This is a genomic window from Teredinibacter franksiae (genome assembly GCF_014218805.1).
GTDB lineage: Bacteria > Pseudomonadota > Gammaproteobacteria > Pseudomonadales > Cellvibrionaceae > Teredinibacter > Teredinibacter franksiae.
Window position 1 is genome coordinate 2,033,950 of the sequence record NZ_JACJUV010000001.1, and the last position, 25,149, is coordinate 2,059,098.

Here is a 25,149-nt window from a genome sequence, read left to right on the forward strand (position 1 = left end):
CTTAACCTGCCTGCCCCATTTCTTCAAGGAAAGAAACCAAAAAGCCCCGGCCATCTTTGGCCAGGGCTTTTGCAGGTAAGGGAGAAATAAATTCAAAAAAGACTCAATGTCCAATGTGTGGCCTGACCCCTATAGTGCATTAACATACCGTAACCCATTCTTTTTAACCAAACACACAAACACTCACTACATTACGCACTCGGCTACACCCTCCACCTGAGTAAATACATTAATCGTTACAACGCCACCTGCACCATAGGTAGCCACTTCCTTATTCGAGACTTTTTCGTTATGACCGTAATTACTACCCCCACAAAGCTCTGTCGCTCGCATGTGCCAATATTTTTGCGCCGTCTCTGCCGTGGTATAAGTGTTCACTAAAACAGATATTTCATATACACCAACCGACAGCGTCTTATCTTCGTATCCCATATTATCCCAATAAGGATTCTTCTTTTTGTAGGCCGTGGTGCACCCAACGAACAGTACAGCGACCAAAACAACGCAACTCACACGACTTAATTTTATCCACATACTATTCCACCCAGGTTAACAAAATACGCCCAAATTTCTCGACCTGCTTTACATGCGAAATTATCCACACACGACCATCCCGGTGTAAGCGCCACCTACCACACGATAGCGCGCCATTGACGAATCGAGATTAATCGCATATCCGCGGCCTGGCACAAATGGAATCCATCTAAACACAACACCTTTAAGCACGATGCTTTCAGCCACTTCTCCGCGAACAAAAACAGATAGAACATAAAGCCCATCTACAGCCCCCCGAATAATCTGCAACCTAGACCTTAAGAAAGTACCACTCAGACCCAACCCCACTTTCTACACTTGACGCTATACCAATGACCCAAAGCCCCAAAGCCCCAAAGCCCCATGGACTCTATATTTTGGTGCTCGGGCACTAGCCCGTATTTAGATAGAGCGCCTGCGAACACGCCACACCCTTGCCGCAATTACGCTCAAACACCTGCGCATAATCGGCCATGCGCGCCACTGAACCGGCACTGGAACCGTAACGGCGGCCAAAGTTTTGAACGTGGTCGATCCACTTATTTGGATTAATACCCAACCGCGACACTATGGCCGGAAGTTCGCTGGCGATGGCTCCGCGTTTATCGTCTCGCAGAATACGCCCGGTGGTATCCACCAAATCAAAATAATCTTCACGGGTAAAGGGTAAGGCATGGCGAGTATCGGTATGGGAGGAGCCGTCAAAGGGCATTAACGGGGCTTCGGGTAAAGCATCCAAACCCATTTCCGCTTTTAATTCACGCTGCTTTTGAACACGAGCATTTAACTGCTGCTCGCTTTTGGATTTGGTATTTTTGTATTTTACGTAATCGAATAAGCGCTGTTGAATGGAGGTGAAATCACTTTCCATGAGATCCGTTTCCATCGCCGCCCGAATAGGGTTGAGATCGACATAGGCCATACAGCTCAGTAGTGCGGCTTCATCCAATAGGGCCTGACTTTTAAAACGCCCTTCCCAAAACCGGCCTTTACAGTTTTCTTCCTCGTTGGCCATACGGGCTATGGTTTCATTAACACCGCGCATAAACCAGCTGATATCGTATAAGCGTTTACGCCACTTTTCGATAATCTCATCCACTGCGGCTTGCGTAGCCGCATCAATAGCCTCCGGGTTCTCCAGCCAGTGATCAACCAGCATATGGCCGCTATACAACTGCATCCAGCGCTCGGCCACTTCTTTATTACTCCATGCCTGCGCCCTAGCCTTATCCGCATGCAGCACAACATGGTAGTGGTTGCTCATCACCGCATAAGCACACACATCTACCGCATACACATACGACAAAAACCGCAAGCGCGATACGATCCACTGCTTGCGGTGATCGTAATTCTCACCCGTCGAATGATCGTCACCACACAAATACGCACGCCGAACACAGCGTACATAACAATGGTAAAACGGCGTTGAATCCAGAGATATTAATGTTTCGCGGCTTTGGGTCATGGTTGCACAAATTACTAGAGCCCGGAAGGCTTGTCAAGTTTTTGGATGTCCTTTAATTTTGCGTACATAGCAATGGTAAAACGGTGTTGAATCTAGGGAGATTAATGTTTCGCGGCTTTGGGTCATGGTTGCATAAATTACTAGAGGCCGGAAGGCTTGTCAAGTTATTGGATGTCCTTTTCTTTATTTTTTGGATGTCCTTTTCTTTTATTTTTTGGATGTCCTTTTCTTTTATTGGATGTCCTTTTCTTTTATTGGATGTCCTTTTATTTTTATTGAGTTAAGTAAGTGCCATTCAGGCCTGACCCCTATAGCTCCCTGCTCTTCTAATGCCGCCGCGCGCAGGCCGCAATGTACAACGTCCCCATACACCAGCCCTGATGCTCCTCCCCCCCACCAAGCACGGTTTCGAACTTAAAATCACTACTAACCCAAGTTGCTAAATCTAAAAATGGTCCCCCGTGGGTTCGCATTTTAAACGCCTTATTCTTGGTACTGAAAATCGCTCCCCAATCTGGCTCCCACAGCTCAACCATTAAACTAAGTAAGCTTTCAAAATACTCTAGGTTTTCTATCCCAAGATTAGTCGGAAATTTTACCACAACACAATTCCCAATATTTTTATTGCTAGAATGCACGCCGCAGCGAACGCCAACGCTAACGCTAGGCATAAACGTTGAATCGGCCACCACTCCCACACTACATCCTAACTCTGGGATACTCCCTCCGCCAATATCTTTACATTGGACCCCATCTCGAAAGAGTTGGATCACGCCTGAAACGTTCCCCACGTCAAGTAAATCACATTTTTCACTGGACGATGCTTTGCTGCGCCAATTTGACAAAAATGGAAAGCAGCTAGAAGACACGGTGATAAACTTCAACATGCGCTCAGCACAAGCCTCGGTAGTTTCTCGCCTATCTCCCCAGTAAACTCCAACTGTATTGATGCTCATAAACTACTCTCTTAAAGTGAAGGTGGAGTATACATAATATCAATTCCAAAAATATCTCGCTCGCTCAACAACGTCCTCGTGGCATCAGCCGCATCTGACTCCGCAAAATGCCATTGAATCGGCACGTCTCCAGCCGCATCCAACTGCCTAACTGCTTGATCGGCCAATTTATCCGACCCTCGCCACCACCCTTGAAATTCACCATCTTTGTTTAGAAAATTTGCATAATTTGGCCCTTTGGCATCTAAATAGGCGTCGGGAGTGACTCCATCAAATTTCACCCCGTTTACAACATATGCCTCGTTTGCCCGCCCGCTAATTTGAGTCTGATAGGCCCTTGCGCTATCCGACATCGATTCATTGACAGACTCCCAGTTACCTGGCGGCATTGGACGTTGAGTAGAGGATAGCGAACTCTCCCCACTTCCCCCAGGCCGCCCTAAGGAAACCCAATCTGCAAGCGACCCCTCGTTATTATACGCCCAAGATCTATACATAATGTCATCTTGGTCTGTTATTGGGGCAAACCCCCCATCATCACCCATAACCCCGAAGGTAATACTGGCTCCTGTCTCATAGTCATAGTCCCAGACTTCACCCTCCGAACCGATACCGTAATACTCAATTTCACCGTCACCATATTCTACAGAGAGTCTTCCAGTATCATCGTTACGAGTATATTCAATTCCGTCGTTTGTCCAAGTCTCGGGTCCGGCAGTTTTTGAAGAATGTAACGCTAAGCCTATCGCACCCAAAAGCCTAGCGCCAAGGCTGCGCCCCAAACCAACGCCTTTCTTAAAATTAAAATTGCCATCATTAGCGGCTGGTCCCGTCGGCCATGAACCGACTCTCCCGGGAGAGCGTGGGTTAGGGCTCGATGGAGTCTCAGGAAGAGGCGCTGCGGCCATTCCCATTGCGGAAGCGCCCGCCGGGCCACCCTTACCACCATCAGGGCCATATTGCTCCAAATACTGATCATATTCTTGCTGAGTCATCCCCGCCTGCTCAGGAGTTACAATATCTCCATTCGCATTGCGGATATATTGGGAGGATTCTTTTCCTCCAGCCGCAGATCCCGTAGCTGCGGCATTGAGGTGTTCGACAGCCTGATCTACTTTTGCCTGGTCAGCTTTAATTTTATCCCTCTTCTCGACATTAGAGCCTGATCCCGACTTCATTTTCTCGACAACTGAGTTCCCCAGCGCCGACGCAAATGAATTTAAAGCAATCTGCCCATAGTCCGCCTTCGGCCCAACGCCCCACTGATCACTCAACTTGGCTGTAATTGCACCGCTCACAAACCCGCCCACAGTTTGCCCAACAATACTATCGCCACCAGAGCTCACCATAGAACCAGCAACACTCGCAGCCATTCCTTTCCAGCTAAAGCTGACATCCATGCCTGCAATCTTTTTCACGGCATGGCTTGCAACATAATTTGCAGCAATATTCCCTGCTTTATATGCGTACTGTGTTGTTTGACTTGCTCCCTTGGCTGCTGCACCAAACCCTTTACCAATTCCCGCCGTAAGCCCAGACACCGCTCCTTCGGTAAAGGCCTGCTTAAAGCTAATCCGATCTTGAGCTCCTCCAGCGACTCCAACCGCCTGAGAAGCAATACTTCCCATGAAGCCTCCAATGGCAGAAGCAGCCATCAAAATGCCAACATTCCCGGCTGCTGTTGCAGCCAAACCAGCCGAAACACCCGCAGACATTGCTGCACCAGCGGTCATAGTACCGCCAGAAACGGCAGCTGCATTCGCCATCAACCCAGCAGCTGCCCCCGCCGTATAAACCGTCACGATCACAGCCACAACCACCATTACAATGGTCAGCAGCGCATTACAACTTGAACTCGGCGGCGGTGGCGCCTGTGGACTAGGCGTGGTATCGCCAATAATCTCGCCCGGGTTATAAGGCTTAAAGTTATCAGCCTTATTCTGCAGGCTGGCATCTACGCTGGGAATCTCCAGCAGCATGCCCGAATCACTCGACTTAAACTGCTCGCCCGGCCCTAATGCCAAGCCATTAGCATCGGCAATGAGGTACCACAGATTGGAATCACCGTAGAGCGATTGCGCTAACCCGTGGAGGGTTTCGCCACCGGAAACCGTGTAGCTTCCCGGGGCTGTGCCACCGGCCATTTGTACCGAGGGCATTAAATCTACGGTGCGATTGCCTACAGAGCCCAATCGGTTACCCGCTTGGTAGAAGTAAGTGTCTTTCGTGGTTCGACCGTCGACAGTTTCACTTTTAGCCAGAATTTTGCCGTCGTTATCGTAGATAAAAGATTTCTTACCGCTTTCACCGCCCCAGATACTCACTGAACTCAGGTTGCCACGAATATCGTATTTAAAGCTACTGTGCCCGGGCTTCCAGCCACCATTGCTGCGTTCAACTTTGGTGTTTTTCTGCAAATAGTTCTCACCGTTCACAAAGCTATAGGTTTGGGTGTAGGTGTATTTAAACTTGTAACTGCCGTTGTCGTAGTGGCTATAGGTATAACGTGCAACATTGCCCGCACCGTCGTAACCATTGATATAGGAGGTATAACCAGACTTTCGATTGTTCTTATCGTAGTTAGTTTGTGCCGCCAACTTACCGTCTTTGGTATAGGTAGAGGTAGAACGTGATTGCTGGTTACCCGAGGAATCGTACGCCGTGTGCGATTTTTTCAGGCCTCGGTTGTCGTATACCGCACGGAAGTCCGCGGTTGTTGAGCCGGTATACACCTGAACACCATCACGTATACGCACGGTTTTCTTGTCTGATGCTGTTCGATGCCCTAGGTCATCATAGGCGTAGGTGCGCTGGGTGTAGTGGTCTCCTTTATCCACCACAACCTTCATTTCGGTATAGGTATAGGTATAGGTGGACGACCAGTCCGATGATGTCGTGGTGTAGGTATCAACGTTATAAGAAATTACTTCACCACCGAAATACGCCTGAGCCGCAGCAGAGTTAACATTCCCTCCCCAACTATTGTTCAAATAACTATTGAACGTGCTGATATTCATATGACGGGTGGAAATACCAGACTTGGTCCACTGGTTCTCCTGTGATACCCGGCCTGCCCCGTCGTATTGGTATGCGTAAGATTTGGCGCCTTTGGCTTCAATTCTGCCTGTATCGCTGCTGTATTCACCATTCGCGACCAAAGCTCGGCCTTCACCGTCGTATCGATACCATCCGGTTTCTGTGTCGTTGTAATTGGAATTTGGCTTTTGGTATACAGCATGTACCCGCCTGCGGTTTCCGAATTCGTCGTAACTGTATTCAAGCGAGGTTAGCGATGCACGCTCATCCCACAAGCCCTCATTGCCCGCCACCTCGGGTGAGGTGACTTTTATTAACCGGTTATGGTCATCGTAAAGAGAGCGCGTAACCACTTTAGACTGAGTGCTTCCACTGAATGTATTCGTGTAGGTGCTGGTTGAACTGTAGTAGTCACTCGTTACCGTATAGGTGGAGGTGTAGTTCCAATTGTTGTCATCAATAATTTCTTCGCTGACACGATTACCGGTAAAGTCGTAAGCGTAATTCGAGGTACGAACAGAGTTGTTGTAGCCACGGAAATTAGACCAGTTGTTTGTATCCTTAACTATCGACTGCAGCATGGTACCCGAGAGGTACGTGTAGCTTCGCTGAGTGTTGGTACTACTGTTATAACGCTCGGTGATCAAACGACCATAGGGATCGTAATAGTAATTCGTTAAACGACCACCAGCTGCCGTTTTGGTAGTCATCTGCCCCGTTTTGTAACTAGAGGTAGTGTTATAGGTCCACTTGGTAATGTTATCAAGACTCGAACCAATCGCAAAACGCTCTTCAGTTTTGTTCCCTTGAGAGTCATAAGTGTAATAAGTACTGCGCGCCAGCTGGTCGATGGTTTGCAATTTCTTACCGCGCTCATCGTAAACGTATCGAACGCTGGCACCTACGCTATCGAGGCTATCGGAATAAGTCGTTTCTTTCGTTCTTCGACCCACAGCATCGTAATCGTAGCTATTCAGTAACACACGCTCCGCGCGAGTACCGTAATTTATATTGGTGAAAGTATTAGTACTGGTGCTATAGGTCGTATCGCTTGTTGTGGTATAGGTCGATTCACTCACAACATAGCGGGCGTCATCCATGTATACGGAAGTTGCCGTAAGCTGACCAAGACGATCATAGTCGTGCACCATAACATTGCCCACGCCATCACGTGTTGCCACTTTTTCATTGAATACGTTGTAGCGGTATTCCTTTTTAACCCCTGTGGCGTCGATTTCTTGATACACATTGCCGTTGGTGTAGAAATATTGTTTACGCACATTAGTTTCTGAACCATTCACACCTTCAGCTTGGCGTATTAGGCGGCCAGCTTTATCGTAATGGTATTTTTTGTGCAGCTTAACATTGGCAGTAGTGCCATTTTCCGCCATACGTGAAATGCTTGGCAGAATCTCTTCAATGACCTGATCGTTGTGGTCGTATCTATACTCTGTAACCCGCGAATTAGCCCCATCACCATTGTCAGAGATAATTGACTTAACAATATTCCCCCATCGATCATATTCTTGGGTAACTACAGGTATAAACGTACGTTGGTTTTGATGATTGGTCGCATTTAAAAGCCCTTGAAAGCTTGGCTTGATTTCTTTTGTGACACGCCCTAATTCATCGCGCTGGTAGTAGGTGTTGTGCCCCAAGCTGGTTTCTCGAACCACCTCACCCGTTAAGTCGTAGCGGTAATAATGGTAGTTCTGAGCATCACGTTTATAGTACATCTGCCCAGAGCGGTCATAGTAGTAATAAGTCGTTAACTGGGAGCTACCGCCGCCCACGCCGCTAACAGTGTATTCATGAGTAACGTCACCAAACTTATTGTGGGTCGTTCGCTTACCGGCCTTGTGCTCGGCCCCGTTTAACGTAAACACATCCAACGCGGCAGTTTGACGTCCGGTTTTGTCGTACGTAAATTCTTTACGAACCACATCGCCTCCAATTACAGTTTGTTCAGCCGTCACATGGCCGGCCACATCAAACTCCTGCGTATGTACGCCCCCTTCGGCATCGGTAGAGCTGATAGCATTACCGGCATGATCGTATGTAATTGTTGAGGTTCGAGCATCCGCATAGCTATACGTGTCGCTTTGCACTTGCTGCGAAAGCTCACCAAAGGCGTTATACGTTAGCGTGGTATAAACTCGCGCACTACTGTTGACCGAAGAGAAGGGATCTAAGTAATCACGCGTAACCGTGGAGTGGGGTGAATAACTGTATTTCTCCTGCCCATCACGGTTAAAGTAGTGGTAGGAGTAACTACCCGCAGCATCTTGTTGGAAATACACATCACCAAACGCATTATAGACATTGCGCTGCACTTGCAAGCCGTCGCGATTGGATGTGGCTACCGAGTTCTGGCTGGTGGTATAGGTGGTATTATCTTTATAAACGTAGGTATTTCGCCCAACGCTGTCATAGGTAAAGCGTGTTACACGGTCGTAACTGGAGTGCTCACTAACTGAAGGCGCACTGGTGGTATTAAGGCTGGACGGACTAGTGGTGTAATACAACTGAACCGTTCGTGTCACATTACCCATACCATCGTATTCAGTTTTGGTAGCCTGGCCTTTGGCATTAACTTCCATAGCCTGGCGGCCCACAGCGTCGTAATAGTAATACGTATCACGCCACACGGAACTATCGGTCTGAACTCGCTGCTTAACCTTTTCGCCCATGGCGTTATACTGGAACTCGGTGACAGCCGCATCATTTCGTAATGTGCCACCACCATTCGTCGCATAAGTGGACAGACGAGAGGTCGGCATGGTGGTTTTGGTTTTTCGGCCAGCCGCATCGTATTGATTAATGATGACACGGTCATAGGTTGAGCTCGCGGAAACTACATTGTCTGCAGGTAGGTAATAACCACGACTGGGTTCAGAATTTGCACCGGAATTGTATCGCGTTACGTGTGTAATATTCCCCACCGTATCGTAGGTGTTTTTGGTTACCCCCTTTTCCCCATCGATGTCATGCACCATGCGGTTAGCGGCATCGTAGGTTTTGTATTGGTAGCTGTAGTCACTTTGACCTGTACGAATTTGGTTACGCACTTCGTTACCCGCACCGTCGTAGGTGACTTCAATGGTACGTTCAAATCGGGCGCTGTTATTGGTGGACCATACGCGACCAGAATTTGGATCAAAATAACCCGGTAAAATAGTTTTTACTTGGCGGTTTAATGCATCGTATTCATAGCGGGTAATACGGGTATCACCCAAACTGGCACCGCCGCGGCCCACGCCCGAAAGCGCGTTTTTCAGTTCCGTTTCGGTAAGCTGGACACCCATATTGGTGATGATTTGATTAGTAAGGGTTTTATCAAACTGCACTAAGGCAACAACATTACCGTTTCCGTCGTAGCGGCTTTCGCTCACCATCCAGGCGTCATCGGCTTGCGCCGTAACCACGTAACTGACACGGCCATCTTCGCCGTAAACGTTGTAGCTACGACGGTCATACGCGTCATAATCCACTTCATATGACGTCACCACATCGCCCCACTCAGACGTTTCATCATTCACTGTAAATACGTACGAACGCGTATGGTGCAAACGACCATTGTCGTCATACTCGTATTTAGTCACACCACCTGCGGCATTCACATCCGCAATTTTTTGATTCAAATTGTTGTACACAAACCAGGTGGAGTGACCACGCGCGTTGATCATGCGCGTCATATTGCCATTAAGGTCGTATTTATACTGCGTGGTGATATTCAGTACGCCTGGCGCAATTACTTCAGAGGTTTTGCGACCAAGGTTGTCGTAGGTGTACTGCGTTTTGCGCTGAGACGAGCTGCTCACTGTACCCTGCTCAACGGTTAAGGTATTTCCTAGCCCGTCGTAGGAAAATTGAGTGCTAAGTTTAAGCCCGGTGGGGTCTACAATAATTTGTTTTACTTGGCCGTCGGCGTAGTAACGGTACTCTGTTGTTGATGCCGTACTGGAGCCATAACCTTTGGTAACGGTGAACTGCCTACCTTGGCCATCAAAGGTGTAGGAAGTACGCAGATTTAAGCTGCCGTCGGGATCCACCGCTTCCATAACCGTGCGGTTCGCCGCATCGTAACTAAAACGTGTAACCCTGCCATTACCGTCGATCACATCTTTTAAACGGCCACTGTCGTCGTAGGTTTTTTGGCTAATGGTATTGCGGTTATGGTCTTTAACACTTTCTAGCTGACCATCTTTGTTGTAGTTGTAATAGGTGACGTAACCATTGCCGTCTCTCAACTGCAGGGTATCGCCATCGGCATTACTCCAGGTAGTCACAGACGCGCCTGATGGCGTGGTAACGGTTACGGCATTTTGTTTGTCGTCGTACTGGTAGGTGGTGACATTGCCGTAAGCATCTTTGCTGGTGAGGGTACGGCCATACGCATCATACGTAGTCGTGTTGGATTTACCCGCTGCGTCAGTAACAACAACTTCACGTCCACCGTAGTTGTACGCGGTGTTGGTCCAGTTACCGTTGCCATCACGCACACCGGACACGCGCCCAAAGGCGTCGTAATTGGTGTAATTGTTAACACCGTTGCTATAGGTTCGCGTCTCTCGCCCCAGTAGATCGTAATAGTGATAGGTGTAATTACTGGTACCGGATGTAATTTTACGAATGGTGCGGTACAACTCACCATAGCTGTTATAGGTTTTTTCAGTAGTAAACTCTTGGGCATCGGTTGTAATGTGTTGGAGACCCAACTTATTGTAGGTTTGTTTTACAACATTATCGGTGGTGTTATTTTTAGCATTATTCACGCGTGTAGTAAGCGTAGACGTTTCACGCCCCCCTACAAAACCCGATATGCTGATACGGTTGGTTAGTACACGCGTTTCTGTTGCCTGCCCCAGGCCGTTATACACCGTTTGCGTTGCTTCACCTAACGCATTCACAGTGTAGGTAGGGCGGCCGGTTTTATCGTAAAAGAACAAGGTTTTTTGACCATCGGGCCCAGTTTCAGAAATTTTGCGGCCCATGCCGTCATAACTAAAGCTCTGCCCGTAATTCGTGATGGCGGTGTTCAGTGCCGAACCCGTAGGCGATGCGGCTAAACCTTCACTCCCTTCGCCACTGACAACACCGGTAACCTCACCAAAGGCGTTGTATCGGTTGTGGGTAACACGCTCTTCGAAAATACTGCTGTGTACGGCAATATTATCCACAGCCATATCGCCCATGTAGCCGCCAACTGCGACACCACGGAAACGTAATTTAATATCGCCTTCGAACTGACTTAAATCGACCGTCGCCGACTTCCAGGCATCGGTGTTAGATGTTTGCTGCTGTCCTGATTTACTCCAAACATTATTTGAACGTGCGTATTCCCAATTGTAATACCCCGTGTTACCACTAACCTCAGCGCTAAGCCCGGTATAACCATCCAGCTCGGAGCGTAAATCCGCATCATAGGCACCAAAATTTGCCAGCGTGATTTTAGAGCTAGTTCCTGTACGGTCTGAAGATATCCTTAAATTCCCATCAACTAATGCAGCTGAAGCACCTGTAAGATCGGCATTGATCATACCGATTAAAGAGTTGTAAGTATGAACTTCATCTTCATAAACACTGAATGATACTTGCTGTGCGCTCCCGTTCACATAAACAGTAAAGTCGAAGGAGTCATCCAGCTTGTCAAAAACAATATCATCACCGCTTTTATCGCCGCCAATATTGATCGTTTGGTAACCATGGTAAACATACTGATCCCCTCGCTGCTTAGGATCAACCACATAAACATCCAGTGCCAACGTACCCATATTTGAACCAAACATATGGTAGTCGAAACTCACACTATTCGAACCATTCACAGAGAAAAAGTCGCTAACAAACTGACCGGCATTTCCAGCAGCATTAGCTTGTCCGCCGGAAGTTTCCATATAGATATAGCTTGTAGACCCTTGCGAACCCACCGATGGACCAGTGCCATAGGAAGACGTACCGCCACTATTTACTCGCCAGTAACTATTGTTGATACTCCAACTTGAGGTCGCAGAATCTTCGAAGGTTAAGCCCGTTGACTGCATGCGTTTAGTCGCTACCTTTTCAACGGTACGCGCCAGCCGACCCGCGCTGTCGTATATGCTTTGTGTTTCTGTGCCATCGGGTGATACCACTTTGGAAACGCGACCATAGCTGTCGAAATGCGTGTGCGTAGCAACCTGCCCTCCCGCACCCGCTTTTAATTTCACATCTAAAAACGAGTCACTGATGGAAACACTGACCGGGGCAAAGTACTTAATAGTGTGGGTTTGGCTCAACGCGGGCTCGAACAAGGTTTCGGTTAAGAAACCCTGCTCATCAACAACACCAATTTGACGGCCTTGCGCGTCGTAGTAATAGTGGGTGTAAAGCTCTGTACCGTTGTCTGCCACACTGCGCACACTGGTAAGCGTACCCGAGGCAAAGGTGCTGCCTGTCACTTCTGTTTCGTAACGTACCGTTCGGCTCAGCCGCCCAACAGCGTCATAAACATTTTCGGACAGATAACCCTCGGCGTTCAGCACGCCTTTTAACAAGCCATCTTTATCGTAGAAATATCGCGTTACCCGTGACCCCTGGGTTTCTTTAACTTTGCGTGAGGCACTGTCGTAGGCGGTGGTAACAGCAATATCGCTACCGCCATTCTCTTTGGTAACGGTTTCGAGCAAACCGTTACTGTTGTAGCCGTAGCGCGTTTCAATATCGTAGGTGTTGTTTGCCGATACACTTTTTGACACATGGTTAAACGCGTTGTAGTACTGAACCTCTTTAATAACCTGACCGTTCTGGTTATAGGTAAAGCCCTCCGCTCGATTATGGCTATCCACTTTGTATTTAACTTGGCCAGCCTTGTTGTAGAACACATAGCTGCTACCCAAAGACTCGTCATCCGTACGCATAAGACGGCCTGCACCGTCATAATAGTATTCCGTTAACCGACTAGTTTCGCCACTTGCTCTGCTGGTGACGAAGTCTAATCGGCCGCGGCCATCGAAGCTTTGGGTTACACTTAAACCCGAGGTATTACTCGAGGTGGTAATGGCGCGGTAGCCATAGCTGGTGGTTTCGGTACCCGATGAACCAACCTTGCTGGTCAGCCGGCCCATTCCGTCGTACACCATGCTGGTGAGGGTGGTGGAAACATTGTGACCGCTGCCACGCTTGGCGATGGTGCTCAACAATTGACCGTATTCACTGTACACATACTGTGTCACTTCTGCCGCATGATTCAAAATACCGGCACCGGCACTGTTCACTTCGGCATAGGCCGTTTTGTGAGTCAGGCGACCCAAGTGATCGTAGCTATAAGCCGTTAATTGCACGGCAGATTTTTGCTGACTATTAGCCCAGCTATTCAGCTGAGATTCGCTTAACGTGGTGGTACTAGCAAGGCCACCCACACTGTACAAACCCGATGAAGATGAACGCCCCGAAACAGCAGGATCCAATCCCGTGTACCCAGCTATATAGGCACTAAAGTAGCCAGAACCACCCGTTAAACTAATCGATGCACTGGAGCTTTCGCTGGCGGTTCGAAAGATAAGGTTCCCCCCCGCCAACGCCATACTCGCTCCATACGGATTCAACTGCGCGTTCATGGCAGTAATGAAGTCCTGATAGCTCATATCAGGCCCTATTGCTCCAACCACAAAAAATCGAGACGTACCATTGATGTTTAGGGTCATCTCCCAGACTTCATCAATGTCAAAGGTTGCCAGGTCATTAAGGTTTTTTTCGCCACCCAGGTTAATTACCTGATAGGCGTAAGACGCAGTGGTGCCAGTGTATTCGCGGCTACTGGTAACATTACCGTTGCTGTCATAACGGTTTTCACTGACTCGACCTTCTGCGCTCACGGTATAACGTAAACGGCGCGCACTGTCGTACACAAATCGATCCGTTTGGGTCACACCGTCGATAGTGCGTGATTCGTTGACTAACAGATTATTGCTGAACAAACGGGTGACGGTATTGCCTTGGGTATCGGTTTCGCTGGTGCGGTTTCCGTTACTGTCGTAAACGTAAGTCACGGTTTTATTGAAACCGTCCGTGACAGTCTTCACTTCACCGTTATAGTAGGTGTAACTGACTTTTTGCGTTACACCGTCCACAAGTGCGGAGGTAACCGACGTTAACTGTTTGTTACTGTCGTAACTGTAGACCCAAGCATCTCCAGTACCGTTGCTTACCGTGGTTTGATTGGTACCATAAGTAAACGTGGTGGTACCTGAAGCATCGGTGACCGTTCGTACCTTGTACGCCCCACCATGATAGGTGTAGGTAATATTGGCCGAGGTGCCATCATTGTGGGAAACCGACGTTACACGTGTAGAGCTGCCATCGTACCCATAAGTGGTGCTAAATATTTTGTTGTCGCTAATACTGTTATTATCGGGTGTTAAATCAACCTTAACTACACTTAGACGATTGTAGGAATCGTAGGTGTAGTAAACCTGCTGCAGGGTTTTTATCGAACCTGCGTATTCCGTGCGGGTTTTTAGCTGGGACACTTTTCCATTGGAACCATAAACGAATTGCAGTTCCTGGCCGGAGCCTATGTCACGCACTTTGGTTAACTTGCTACCAGAGAAGGTGTAATCAAAGCCATTTCCGCTGGTATCACGTACGTTTTTAATCCAGCCGGTGCTGGTGTTATACCGCTCAACGGTCTTGGAGCTACCTTCCTCCCAAATCCACTCACTACCCACCTTGGTGATTTTGTCGTGTGCACCCGAGCCGGTGTTAGAAACGTAGGCAGAACCATTCCAGGTGTATACCGCTTCGTGGCCATCGCCGGTGGTACGAATAACATTGCTGCCACTCTGCACAACCTTTTTCTCGCCGCTCCAACGCCACCTGTCACCGTCTCCGTCGGTGACGCCGCCCAGGGCATTGTAGGTGCGCGAAGCCAATAGATCTGACCCGGTGCCGGTTATTTGCTCGTCATTAAATTGTAACAGTAGGTTACCCGTTGAAAGGTTAACGGTGGCGCTACCCGCCTGCCCCAGCGAACCCTGACCAAAGGTACCAGCCGACCCAACATTGATTGCTGAACCGTTCAACAAACCTAACCCATTACCCGCAACTATCGCGACCATGACAACGCTTCCCTTAATGTATTCTTTACGTTAAATGCATAAACCCGCGGTTAAAAACGCCCACAAGTTTGCGCTATAAATTTGGTACATATATTAAAGTCTGAGTTTTTAGAAAAATGTTTAGCGGTTTAGGATAAAAAAGTTAATTATTTTGCAAGTAAAGTAAAAAGTGTTCAACTTCCAGCCTAACTGATCAATGTTCAGCCACCCAAGTTTTTTCAATGTATGCGCAATCACGCAAATCACACTGGAAATTGTAAGCACCAAAATAACCTCACCCCATAAAGCTCGAAGCTATAAGGCAAGAATAAAAGGCAGAAATTAATATCTGGTCGTAAGACTCTACCGCTTAGCAAAAGTTAAGCGATAGATGGCGCTAACCTATAGAAACGACCAAGATCAACCAGCTAAATATCCACGAGCATATACAGCATATTTTTAATCAACAATGCTAACGCTGTTGGAGAGGGAGGACTGCTTAGGCCTTGCTTAAAAAATCGGAGTTTTTTGTTTTACTGGCTTCAATCAACTTCGAACTCAACTCGTAAAAATAGGTAGCATAATGGTACGCACCCGCGAAGAAGACATCATAAACCATAGGCCTGACTCGAATTTTTTGACCTCATTTTATATATGAGCTCATTGCTGTCCCACAAAAAGGGGTAAACCCAAACAGGTTGATACAATGAAAGTGCTACCCATCACTATAAAAACGGGGAGATTTAAGCCTTGCACATACTAGTGAGTCACGAATAATCAATACACATCATTTAAAATATGAATGATAAACGTCACGAAAAATGTCGCAAGGAAACTTAGTACAGAAGAACAGCATTTAATTCGCAAGATAGCCGTGCAGCGAGTACATGATGGTGAAACAGCGGCCGAAGTGACACGCAGCTTCGGCCTTGGAAGCCAAACGATGTTCACTTGGTTGCGTTTAGCGCGAGAAAAAAGAATTAAAGCTCTGGCACCCAAAGCGCGAACTGGACGCAATCGACCACTATCCGATCTTGAAGAGCAAAAAATAAAAAGTTGGATACCTGGCGGAGCCCCTCGACAGCATGACTTTGCTTTTGGTTTGTGGACACGCCACAAAAACCGCTACGTAGAGCGTATGAGCGAGACGAGAAAGCAGTGCAAGAATGAGTTGAAGAAGTCTAACCTAAAGATAATAAATACGCTAAAAATAAAGGGGCTGACATATTTTGGTCGAATGAAGCCTCTATTCGTTCTGATGACCCTTTACAGCGTACCTGGGGTGAAAAAGGAACGACACCTGTCGTCAGAAAAAGCGATCAAAGGCCGGCTATTAATGCTATCTTAGCGTTATCAAATAAGGGGGCTTTTGGTATCACGTTTTTGACGGAAAACTTATGCGGATAAATGTATTGAAGGCCTAAAAAAGTTTCCGAAAAGGCCATAACCACCCCGTCATACTCATCCTTGATGGGCATCCCGTACATTAATCAATGAAAGTCACGAACTACCTTGATTCGCTTGAAGGGGAAGCTGAAATGGTATTTGTACCACCGTATGCACCTGATTTAAATCCAAATGAGCAGTGCGCAATCAGATGAGAAATATCGTCACATCAAAAAAGCCACTCAAGTAAGGAGAATCATTAAAAAATCGAGCCGCTTTAGATCTAGAAAACATCAAACGGGAAAAGGCTATGATTAAATCGTTTTTTCAAGAGACCGCTGTATTGTTTGCTGCTGCCAGTAGCTCTTTAAAATAAACCTAGAGCGACGCCCTAAAGGCGTACTTCTATACCTTTTGCACGCATATACGCTTTGGCTTCAGGTACGGTATATTCGCCGAAGTGAAAAATGCTCGCTGCCAATACGGCATCGGCTGCGCCTTTTTCCACACCGTCAACCAAGTGCTGCAGGTTACCCACACCACCTGAAGCAATTACGGGCACAGGCACTGCGTCGGAAATAGCGCGTGTAACGCCTAAGTCAAAGCCATCTTTTGTACCGTCTTTATCCATGCTGGTGAGCAGTATTTCACCTGCCCCATATTCAGCCATACGAATGGCCCACTCAACGGCGTCAAGCCCAGTTGGCTTGCGTCCACCGTGGGTAAATATTTCCCAGCGCGGGGCCTCGTTGTGTGCACTTACCCTTTTGGCATCAATGGCTACAACAATGCACTGCGCACCAAATTTGTCGGCGGCGGCTTTTACAAATTCTGGATTTTTAACGGCAGCGGAGTTGATGCCGATTTTGTCCGCACCGGCATTGAGCATATTACGTATGTCGACGAGTTCGCGTATTCCGCCGCCAACCGTTAGCGGTATAAACACTTCTGCGGCAATTTTTTCTACGGTTTGCACCGTAGTGTCGCGCGCTTCGTGCGTGGCGGTAATGTCGAGAAAGGTTATTTCATCGGCTCCCTGTTCGTTATACTTTTTTGCCACCTCAACGGGGTCGCCAGCATCGCGAATATCGACAAACTGCACGCCTTTAACAACGCGGCCTTTATCCACATCCAAGCAGGGTATTATGCGTTTTGCGAGCGGCATTTTTAGGCTCCTACACTATCGCAATAGTGTTGTGCTTCGGTTATATCCAGCATACCTTCGTATATTGCGCGACCAGTGATGGCACCGGAAATACCCGCACCGGCTTTTGCCGCTAGCGCTTTAATGTCGTCCATATTGGTAATGCCGCCAGAGGCTATAACAGGAATATTGGATGCTTCAGCCATCGCTACCGTTGCCTCTACGTTTACGCCCTGCATCATGCCGTCGCGAGCAATATCGGTATATACAATTTCGCTAACGCCATCGTTGGCAAACTGTTTGGCAAGGTCGGTAGCTTTTATTTCAGATACTTCGGCCCAGCCGTCGGTGGCAACGTAGCCATCTTTCGCATCTAGGCCAACAATAATATGACCGGGAAATATTTTGCACATTTCCGTTACAAATACCGGTTCTTTTACCGCCTTTGTGCCAATAATAACGTAATCCACACCCGCATCTAAATAATGCTGAATGGTTTCAGCCGAACGTATGCCGCCACCAATTTGAATGGGTAATTCAGGAAATGCCTTGGCTATAGCCTTAACCACTTCGCCGTTTACTGGCTCTCCGGCAAAAGCACCGTTTAAGTCGACTAAATGTAAGCGGCGAGCACCCTTTTCTACCCACTGGCGAGCGAAGGCCACCGGGTCGTCACCAAACACGGTGGAATCTTCCATTAATCCTTGGCGCAGGCGTACGCACTGGCCGTCTTTTAAATCAATTGCGGGGATAATTACCATTTGCCGTTCCACTTTAAAAAATTCTCTAACAGTTGCAAGCCATTGGTATGGCTTTTTTCCGGGTGGAATTGCGCCGCAAAAACATTATTGCGCGCAATCGCCGCCGTAAATTCAATACCGTAGTGGCATTCGCCCGCAACAATGCTCGGGTCTTCGCACTGCACATAATAGCTGTGCACAAAATAAAAACGCCCACCCTCTTCTATGTTGTGCCACAAAGGGTGGTCCATTTTTTGGGCGACATTATTCCAGCCCATGTGCGGTACTTTTAAATGCTCACCCGATGAAGAGCCTTCATCGTGAGCAGCGTTGAACTGTGTATTACCGGAAAAAAACTTAACCTTACCGGGAAATGCGCCTAAGCAGTCGACACCATTATTTTCTTCGGAATAATCCATTAGTGCCTGCAGGCCAACGCATATGGCAAGCAATGGCTTACCGGACTGAATAACCTCGCTTACCGCTAGGTCTACCTGCTGTTTGCGAATTTCGCCAATACAATCTCGAATAGCGCCAACGCCTGGAAATATTACGTGGTCTGCATTGGCAATTACTTCATTATCACTGGTTACAGCAACATCCAAGCCCGGCGCCACGTGCTTTAAAGCACTAGCAACGGAGTGAAGATTCCCCATTCCGTAGTCAATAACGGCCACTTGTTTGCGGTTCATAAGTGTATTCTTACTATGTGAAGTTGAAAAGCGGGTAACCCCCGCTCAATTTACAGTGTGCCTTTTGTAGAGGGCATGGCGCCGCCAAGACGAGGGTCTACTTCCAACGCAAAGCGTAGGGCCCGGCCAAAAGCCTTATACACGGTTTCTATCTGGTGATGCGAATTCTCACCGCGCAAACAGTCAATATGCAGCGTTACCTGAGCGTGGTTAACAAACCCCTGAAAAAACTCATAGAACAGCTCTGTGTCAAAACTGCCGACGCGCTTCTGAGTAAAGGGGATATTCATTGTTAGCCCAGGGCGACCAGAAAAATCAATAACCACGCGTGACAGCGCTTCATCCAAAGGCACGTAGGCGTGACCATAACGGCGAATACCGCGCTTGTCGCCAACAGCTTTCGCAACCGCCTGCCCTAAGGTAATGCCTATATCTTCCACGCTGTGGTGATCATCGATGTGATTATCACCTTTACAGGTCACATCTAGGTCGATCAGGCCGTGACGGGCAATCTGGTCCATCATGTGCTCAAGGAAGGGCACGCCGGTATCAAACCGGGCTTTACCGGAGCCGTCTAGGTTAACGGCTACCGAAATTTGGGTTTCCAGCGTATCGCGATTTACCGCTGCTGTTCTGTCTGTCATTGGGGAGAGTCCAGTTGGAGGCATTACAAAGGCGGGAATTATATCGTTTGAAACTACCCCAGAGCCAGCCCGGCTTTGATTGACGTATATCAATATCCCCATTCACCTCTGTATTAACCTCAACGAGAGCGTCGAACCGGTGTTTATCACGGCAATGCTTATGACGCTGATGCATATTGAAGGTAATGTTCCAAATAACAGGAGATGCTGACAATGAATGAAGTGGTAATGGTAGGCGGGTACGCTATGCTCGGCAGTATGGGCCTAATTGTTGTGATTGCACTGGTAGCCGCTGGCATACTTGGCTACCTAGACCCACGTATAGAGCATGGCGACGGCCACTGAGCTAAGGAACATTTATACCCAGCCCCAGTCAAAGCACGTACTACACTGATTATGGTACGCGTTTTACTGGAGCACTCATGCCTGAAACCCCAAACCCACCGCCTGAACCCAACGACAAAAAGCTCCCTCCCGAGCAGCCCAAAAATTTTAAGGGCTGGAAAAACCTGCTCATATACGGCGGAATTCTTGCGGCTTTCTATTTTGGCCATGTAGAAATCCAAACCTACCTCGGCGAGGCCGCACTCGATAAAGTTGCCCTCGAACGGGTAACCCTAAATGAAGCGCTGAAGCGTTCGGCTGCTAGCGGGCGCCCAGTTCTCATGGATGTTTCGGCCATTTGGTGCCCAAGCTGCCGTAAGTTAGACACCCAAGTACTGTCAGACCCGAGCGTTCAGCAGACCATCGAAGCTAATTATGAATTCGCCCGCGTTGAGTACGAATCCGATGAGGGTGTTGCTGTACAGAAAAAATACGATATTCGCGGTTACCCTACCCTCCTTATTTTAGACAGCGCAGGAAATGTGTTACGCGAACTGCCACGCACCTACGACCCAGACGCGTTTAAACAATTAATTGGCCCCTAACCACCAGTAGACACTGGTTTTCAGCGGCGGCTTACATATTTACGCTTGCCTCGCCCGCGGTCATTTGCGATTCTTCGGCTTCCGTTACCCTAGGCCCACCCATGACCGCTGCAGAACATCAACCGTCGTCCGCCGAGTTGCGACCACTTGCTTCCGCAAAGCCGCTTAAGATTGCCTTACTGGGTTACCGCAGTGCGCCCCATGTTGGCGGCCAGGGCATTTACCTGAAGTACCTCAGTAGTGCGCTCACACAGGTTGGACATGAGGTGCACGTTTACTCTGGGCCACCTTACCCAGAGCTCAGCCAAGGGGTAACCTTATTTAAGGTGCCCAGCCTAGACCTATTTGAAGCAACAGATCACACCCGAGCACTGCGTGCTCGCCACCTGCGCTCATTTACCGATACTTGGGAGTGGTGGGCAATGCTTACCGGCGGGTTTGCAGAACCCTATACCTTTGGTAGGCGAGTAGCCAAAAAACTGTCAAGCAGCGATTACGATATTATTCACGACAATCAAAGCCTCGCCCACGGCCTGCTAAAACTGCAGCAAAACGGGCACCGCGTGGTATCGACCATTCACCACCCCATTCATCGCGACCGTGAAACCGCGCTTGCCGCAGCGCCCAACTGGCAGTACCGGCTGTTGGTTCGCCGCTGGTACAGTTTTTTGAGCATGCAAGAGAAAGTGGCACGCCGCTTAAACTTTGTAACAACGGTGTCCGACAGTTCTGCAAAAGATATTGCCACCTGCTTTAATCGTCATCACGACATTAAGGTGATACCCAACGGCATAGACACCCAGGCCTTTAAACCGCTTAGCATTAAAAAAAGCCCTTTCCGTATTATTACTACAGCCTCGTCAGATCAACCACTTAAAGGGCTTACCTGCCTGCTAGATGCCTTTGCGCTGGTGGTAAAACAATTTCCCCAAGCGCAACTGCGCATTATCGGAAAACTAAAAAAAGGCGGCGCCGCCGAAAAGCGTATTGCACACCACCAATTGCAAAAACACATATCTTTTCGTTCACAGCTTTCCACCGAACAACTGGTTATGCAGTACAACCGCGCCAGCCTCGCCGCCTGCCCATCTCTTTACGAAGGATTTGGTTTGCCCGCAGGCGAAGCCATGGCCTGTGGCCTACCGGTTGTTAGTAGCGATGGTGGTGCTTTACCCGAAGTGGTGGGCGATGCCGGCCTGCTAGTGCCGGCGGGTAATGCAGAGGCCCTAGCAAAGGGTATACTGTGCATTCTACGCGAGCCACAACTCGCCGAAGAACTATCGCTCCGTGCACGCGAACGCATTGTTAACCGTTTTTGCTGGAACCACGTTGCCGAAAACATGACGAACTACTACCAGGATATTATTGCCCAAACACCATCATGCTAACCCTCAAACTCGAAAATTTATCGATAAAAGCTGGCGACAAGGTGCTCGACCTCGGCTGCGGCGAGGGCCGTCATACGCTGGGTTTGTTTTTTCACTTTCACCAACAACCGGTAGCCTTCATTGGCTTAGATTTAAACCGCAACGATTTAGATACCGCACAGCAGCGTATCGCCGATTTACCGCTTACCCAGCCAGGTAAGGCAAGCATTTCTTTTATTCATAGCAACGGCCTTAACTTGCCGTTTGCTAACAACAGCGTCGAGCATATCGTTTGCTCCGAGGTGCTCGAACACATCCCCGATTACGAGTGCATGCTCATAGAAATAAAGCGTATTCTAAAACCCGGTGGTAGCCTGTGTATTAGCGTCCCAAGGAAGTGGCCAGAATCCCTATGCTGGTGGCTAGAAAAAGCCTACCACCAAGTAGAAGGTGGCCACGTTCGCATTTTTAACGGCCGCAAACTTCTGCAACAAATACAGCAACAGGGTTACCGTTTTCAGAAAAAACACTGGGCCCATTCACTGCACGCTCCCTACTGGTGGCTGCGCTGCCTGTTTTGGCAGCGGGGCGAAGGTTTTCTACCTGTACGTCTTTATCACAAACTGTTGGTGTGGGATTTATTCAAAAAACCCTGGATTACCCAATGGCTCGATACGCTACTAAACCCCATAATGGGAAAGAGCTTGGTGCTCTACTTTATAAATGATGAATAGTGCATTGGAAAATAAACTTCGGCAAAACAACGCGCCGCTGAATATAGAACTAAACCTGAAATTTTTGCGCAGCTGCCAACTTGACGATGGCGCTATTCGCTGGCACGGCAACGATAAACTGGACCCATGGGACCACACCGAGGCCGCCATGGCCTTCGCCATTGCCGGCGAAAAGGCAAGGGCTGAAAAGGCCTACACTTGGTTGCGGAAGAATCAGCGGGCAGATGGCAGCTGGTTGGCCCATTATTTTGTCGCCGAAGACCCAACCAAAATTGAAACCAATTTTGTTGCTTACCCGGCTACCGGCGTCTGGCATCACTACTTAATTTTTAACGATAAAACCTTCATCCAAGCACACTTTACAATGGTCGAGCGTGGCATAGATTTTGTGCTTCGCCATCAACACAGCGAAGGCGATATTCAATGGGCAACATCAGAAAAACAACCGTTACCTAAAGATGCCCTCGTTACCGCTTGCTCATCCATTCTGCGCAGTTTGGAATGCGCACTAAACCTTGCCCATAGCCTAGGCATAAAAAAACCAGACTGGCTGGAAAGCTACCACCGCTTGGCCGATGCTTTACTCAACAAACCCTGGCGCTTCGACCGCACATGGGAAAGCAAATCGCGCTATTCAATGGATTGGTTTTATCCTATTCTCGCCGGTATTTATTCCCGGCAAGAGGCGCAATTGCGTTTGAAAAAACGCTGGCATGAATTTGTAGAAGAAAGCCTAGGCTGCCGCTGTGTAAGTGATGAACCCTGGGTAACGGTAGCCGAATCCTGCGAGCTGGTTATGGCCACCCTAGCCGCAGGAAAACAGCAGGAAGCAACGCAGTTGTTTCAATGGTTAGCGCAGTGGCAAGACACCGACGGTGGCTATTGGACGGGCTACAGTTTTCGCGACAAAGTAATATGGCCACAGGAAAAAACCAGCTGGACATCCGCCGCCATTCTGCTCGCCGCCGATGCCCTGTACACACTCACACCGGCGTCAAAACTATTCACCACACGCTCAAGTTTTATTGACGCTGTAAAATAGCTAAAGAATCGATACGGTCAATCGTTATAAACTTTTCACTTACCTTTTCACTTACCTTCCCGCTAAGCTTTCCACTATTCAGTACCGCTTGCATACCAAGATAGGGGCCTTGGCCACCGTCTTCTGGTCGCTCAAAAATATCGTGTATGGCGAGCAAACCACCGGGTGCAATTTTTTCGGCCCAGCCGGTGCAGTCGTCCATGGCCATTTGCGGGCTATGGCCGCCGTCAATAAAGGCAAAACCCAATGGCGTTTGCCAATGACGTAACGCTAGCGCCGAACTGGCCACCACCGGTATAACGGTATCCTCTAGCTGCGCAAGCTTTAAGGTTTCACGAAAACAGGGGAAGCTATCCATTTGCTGAACCCGTGATCATAGAGCGCTTGGTCGTGATACTCTTCGCCTAACTGATGCTCTTCAGACCCTCGGTGGTGGTCAACAGCATACAACGTATTCCCGGAACCTTTACAGGCAAGGCCAATATACACCGTCGACTTACCACAGTAGCTGCCAATCTCTAGGCAGGGACCAACGGCCTTTGCTTTACCGGCATATTCAAACAGCGCTTCGCCTTCATGGCTAGCAAGAAAGCCTTTAATGCTATGCTGTTGAAAAAATGTAGATGGATGTTTAAATGTATTTAACCCGGTACCCATAGACGTGCGCAAAAACCATACTCCGTTATTCGTTAAAAGCCTTCAGCGTAAACTGAACCGATGGCTAGTGGAAAAAAAACTGCGCCCCCAGTTCGACAAGCTGGGTGTACACCCAGCCATACACCAACCACCAACAGTGCAAATTACAGGGTGCGATATAGAAGCCGGGGATTACCTGCATATTATCAGCAACCGACATCAACCGGTAACCCTCACCAGCTGGCGCAGCAAGCAGCAACGCGGATACATTCATATTGGGCATTACTGTTTAATTTCACCCGGCGTGCAACTGGCGGCGGCCCAGTCGATAATGATTGGCAACAACTGCATGCTGGCGGCCGAAGTAACCATTTCTGATTGCGACTGGCACGGTACTTACAATCGCATACGTCCGTTTCGCTGCACCTCACCGGTAACATTGGCAGACAATGTATGGGTGGGCTTACGCACCATTATTTGTAAGGGTGTGAGCATTGGTGAAAACAGTATTATTGGAGCAGGCTCGGTGGTTACTCATAACATTCCCGCCAATGTTATCGCCGCTGGCAACCCCGCCAAAATTGTTAAACACATAAACCCCAAAAGGCGCATGCTAAAACGGGAATTTCTTTTTCAAAACAGCGGCGACTACTGGCAAACACAGGAAGAACTGGAAAGGGCCTTTAATGCCAACAACCGTTTTTTCTATTGGCTGAAAACATTAATCTGGCCCTCGCAAAAAGACTAACCGCCCTAACGAAGCCTTTCAG

15 protein-coding genes and 1 pseudogene are annotated in these 25,149 nt (G+C 48.4%); 7 read left to right on the top strand and 9 right to left on the bottom strand.

Annotation, left to right across the window (positions count from 1 at the left end; translation table 11 throughout):
• Positions 1–186: 186 nt before the first annotated feature.
• The 4 genes from H5336_RS08390 to H5336_RS08405 all read right to left on the bottom strand — a co-directional run bounded on the left by H5336_RS08390 (position 187) and on the right by H5336_RS08405 (position 15,086).
• The gene (locus H5336_RS08390) at positions 187–534 is read right to left on the bottom strand and encodes a hypothetical protein (protein ID WP_185233238.1); all 348 of its coding nucleotides are present in this window, start codon (positions 532–534) and stop codon (positions 187–189) included.
• A gap of 391 nt (positions 535–925) precedes the next feature.
• Entirely contained in the window at positions 926–1,915 is a 990-nt protein-coding gene (locus tag H5336_RS08395; protein ID WP_185235688.1) for a transposase, read from the bottom strand.
• A 410-nt stretch (positions 1,916–2,325) separates the two neighbouring features.
• Complete coding sequence (locus H5336_RS08400) at positions 2,326–2,955, bottom strand: Imm52 family immunity protein (protein WP_185233239.1); 630 nt, start codon at positions 2,953–2,955, stop codon at positions 2,326–2,328.
• Positions 2,956–2,966: 11 nt separating this feature from the next.
• Positions 2,967–15,086, bottom strand: coding sequence for a Tox-REase-5 domain-containing protein (locus tag H5336_RS08405; RefSeq protein ID WP_185233241.1), 12,120 nt, complete (start codon positions 15,084–15,086; stop codon positions 2,967–2,969).
• 781 nt (positions 15,087–15,867) lie between these two features.
• Here H5336_RS08405 and H5336_RS08410 point away from each other — a divergent pair.
• On the top strand, positions 15,868–16,413 hold the full coding sequence (locus tag H5336_RS08410) for a helix-turn-helix domain-containing protein (RefSeq protein WP_185233243.1): 546 nt from the start codon (positions 15,868–15,870) through the stop codon (positions 16,411–16,413).
• A gap of 429 nt (positions 16,414–16,842) precedes the next feature.
• On the opposite strand, the gene hisF is transcribed toward H5336_RS08410, so the two are convergent.
• The 4 genes from hisF to hisB are packed head-to-tail and all read right to left on the bottom strand — an operon-like array spanning position 16,843 to position 19,671.
• Positions 16,843–17,616: an imidazole glycerol phosphate synthase subunit HisF gene (gene hisF, locus H5336_RS08415; RefSeq protein ID WP_185233245.1), complete on the bottom strand. Its 774-nt coding sequence runs from the start codon at positions 17,614–17,616 to the stop codon at positions 16,843–16,845.
• A 2-nt stretch (positions 17,617–17,618) separates the two neighbouring features.
• Entirely contained in the window at positions 17,619–18,356 is a 738-nt protein-coding gene (gene hisA, locus H5336_RS08420) for a 1-(5-phosphoribosyl)-5-[(5-phosphoribosylamino)methylideneamino]imidazole-4-carboxamide isomerase (protein ID WP_185233247.1), read from the bottom strand.
• Entirely contained in the window at positions 18,350–19,027 is a 678-nt protein-coding gene (gene hisH, locus H5336_RS08425; RefSeq protein WP_185233249.1) for an imidazole glycerol phosphate synthase subunit HisH, read from the bottom strand. Before hisH ends, hisA begins: the two co-directional genes overlap by 7 nt.
• Before the next feature lie 50 nt (positions 19,028–19,077).
• Positions 19,078–19,671 (bottom strand): imidazoleglycerol-phosphate dehydratase HisB, encoded by a 594-nt coding sequence (gene hisB, locus H5336_RS08430; RefSeq protein WP_185233250.1) that lies wholly within the window; start codon positions 19,669–19,671, stop codon positions 19,078–19,080.
• Between the two features lie 213 nt (positions 19,672–19,884).
• On the opposite strand from hisB, the gene H5336_RS23390 reads away from it, so the two are divergent.
• The 5 genes from H5336_RS23390 (at position 19,885) to H5336_RS08450 (ending at position 23,743) form a co-directional block, all read left to right on the top strand.
• On the top strand, positions 19,885–20,016 hold the full coding sequence (locus H5336_RS23390) for a hypothetical protein (RefSeq protein WP_281385443.1): 132 nt from the start codon (positions 19,885–19,887) through the stop codon (positions 20,014–20,016).
• Positions 20,017–20,093: 77 nt separating this feature from the next.
• Positions 20,094–20,600, top strand: coding sequence for a thioredoxin family protein (locus H5336_RS08435; protein ID WP_185233252.1), 507 nt, complete (start codon positions 20,094–20,096; stop codon positions 20,598–20,600).
• A gap of 101 nt (positions 20,601–20,701) precedes the next feature.
• Positions 20,702–21,988, top strand: a complete 1,287-nt coding sequence (locus H5336_RS08440) for a glycosyltransferase family 4 protein (RefSeq protein WP_185233254.1) — start codon at positions 20,702–20,704, stop codon at positions 21,986–21,988.
• Positions 21,982–22,701 carry a class I SAM-dependent methyltransferase gene (locus H5336_RS08445; protein WP_185233256.1) on the top strand — a complete coding sequence of 240 codons (720 nt, stop codon included), beginning with the start codon at positions 21,982–21,984 and terminating at the stop codon, positions 22,699–22,701. Before H5336_RS08440 ends, H5336_RS08445 begins: the two co-directional genes overlap by 7 nt.
• On the top strand, positions 22,691–23,743 hold the full coding sequence (locus H5336_RS08450; RefSeq protein ID WP_246439060.1) for a prenyltransferase/squalene oxidase repeat-containing protein: 1,053 nt from the start codon (positions 22,691–22,693) through the stop codon (positions 23,741–23,743). The genes H5336_RS08445 and H5336_RS08450 overlap by 11 nt, the downstream gene beginning before the upstream one ends.
• Here the strand turns inward: H5336_RS08450 and H5336_RS08455 are convergent.
• Positions 23,724–24,400 (bottom strand): annotated as a pseudogene (locus H5336_RS08455) (class I SAM-dependent methyltransferase). The gene H5336_RS08450 and the pseudogene H5336_RS08455 sit on opposite strands and share 20 nt — an antisense overlap.
• 4 nt (positions 24,401–24,404) lie before the next feature.
• On the opposite strand from H5336_RS08455, the gene H5336_RS08460 reads away from it, so the two are divergent.
• Positions 24,405–25,127: an acyltransferase gene (locus H5336_RS08460; RefSeq protein ID WP_185233258.1), complete on the top strand. Its 723-nt coding sequence runs from the start codon at positions 24,405–24,407 to the stop codon at positions 25,125–25,127.
• Positions 25,128–25,149 lie beyond the last annotated feature (22 nt).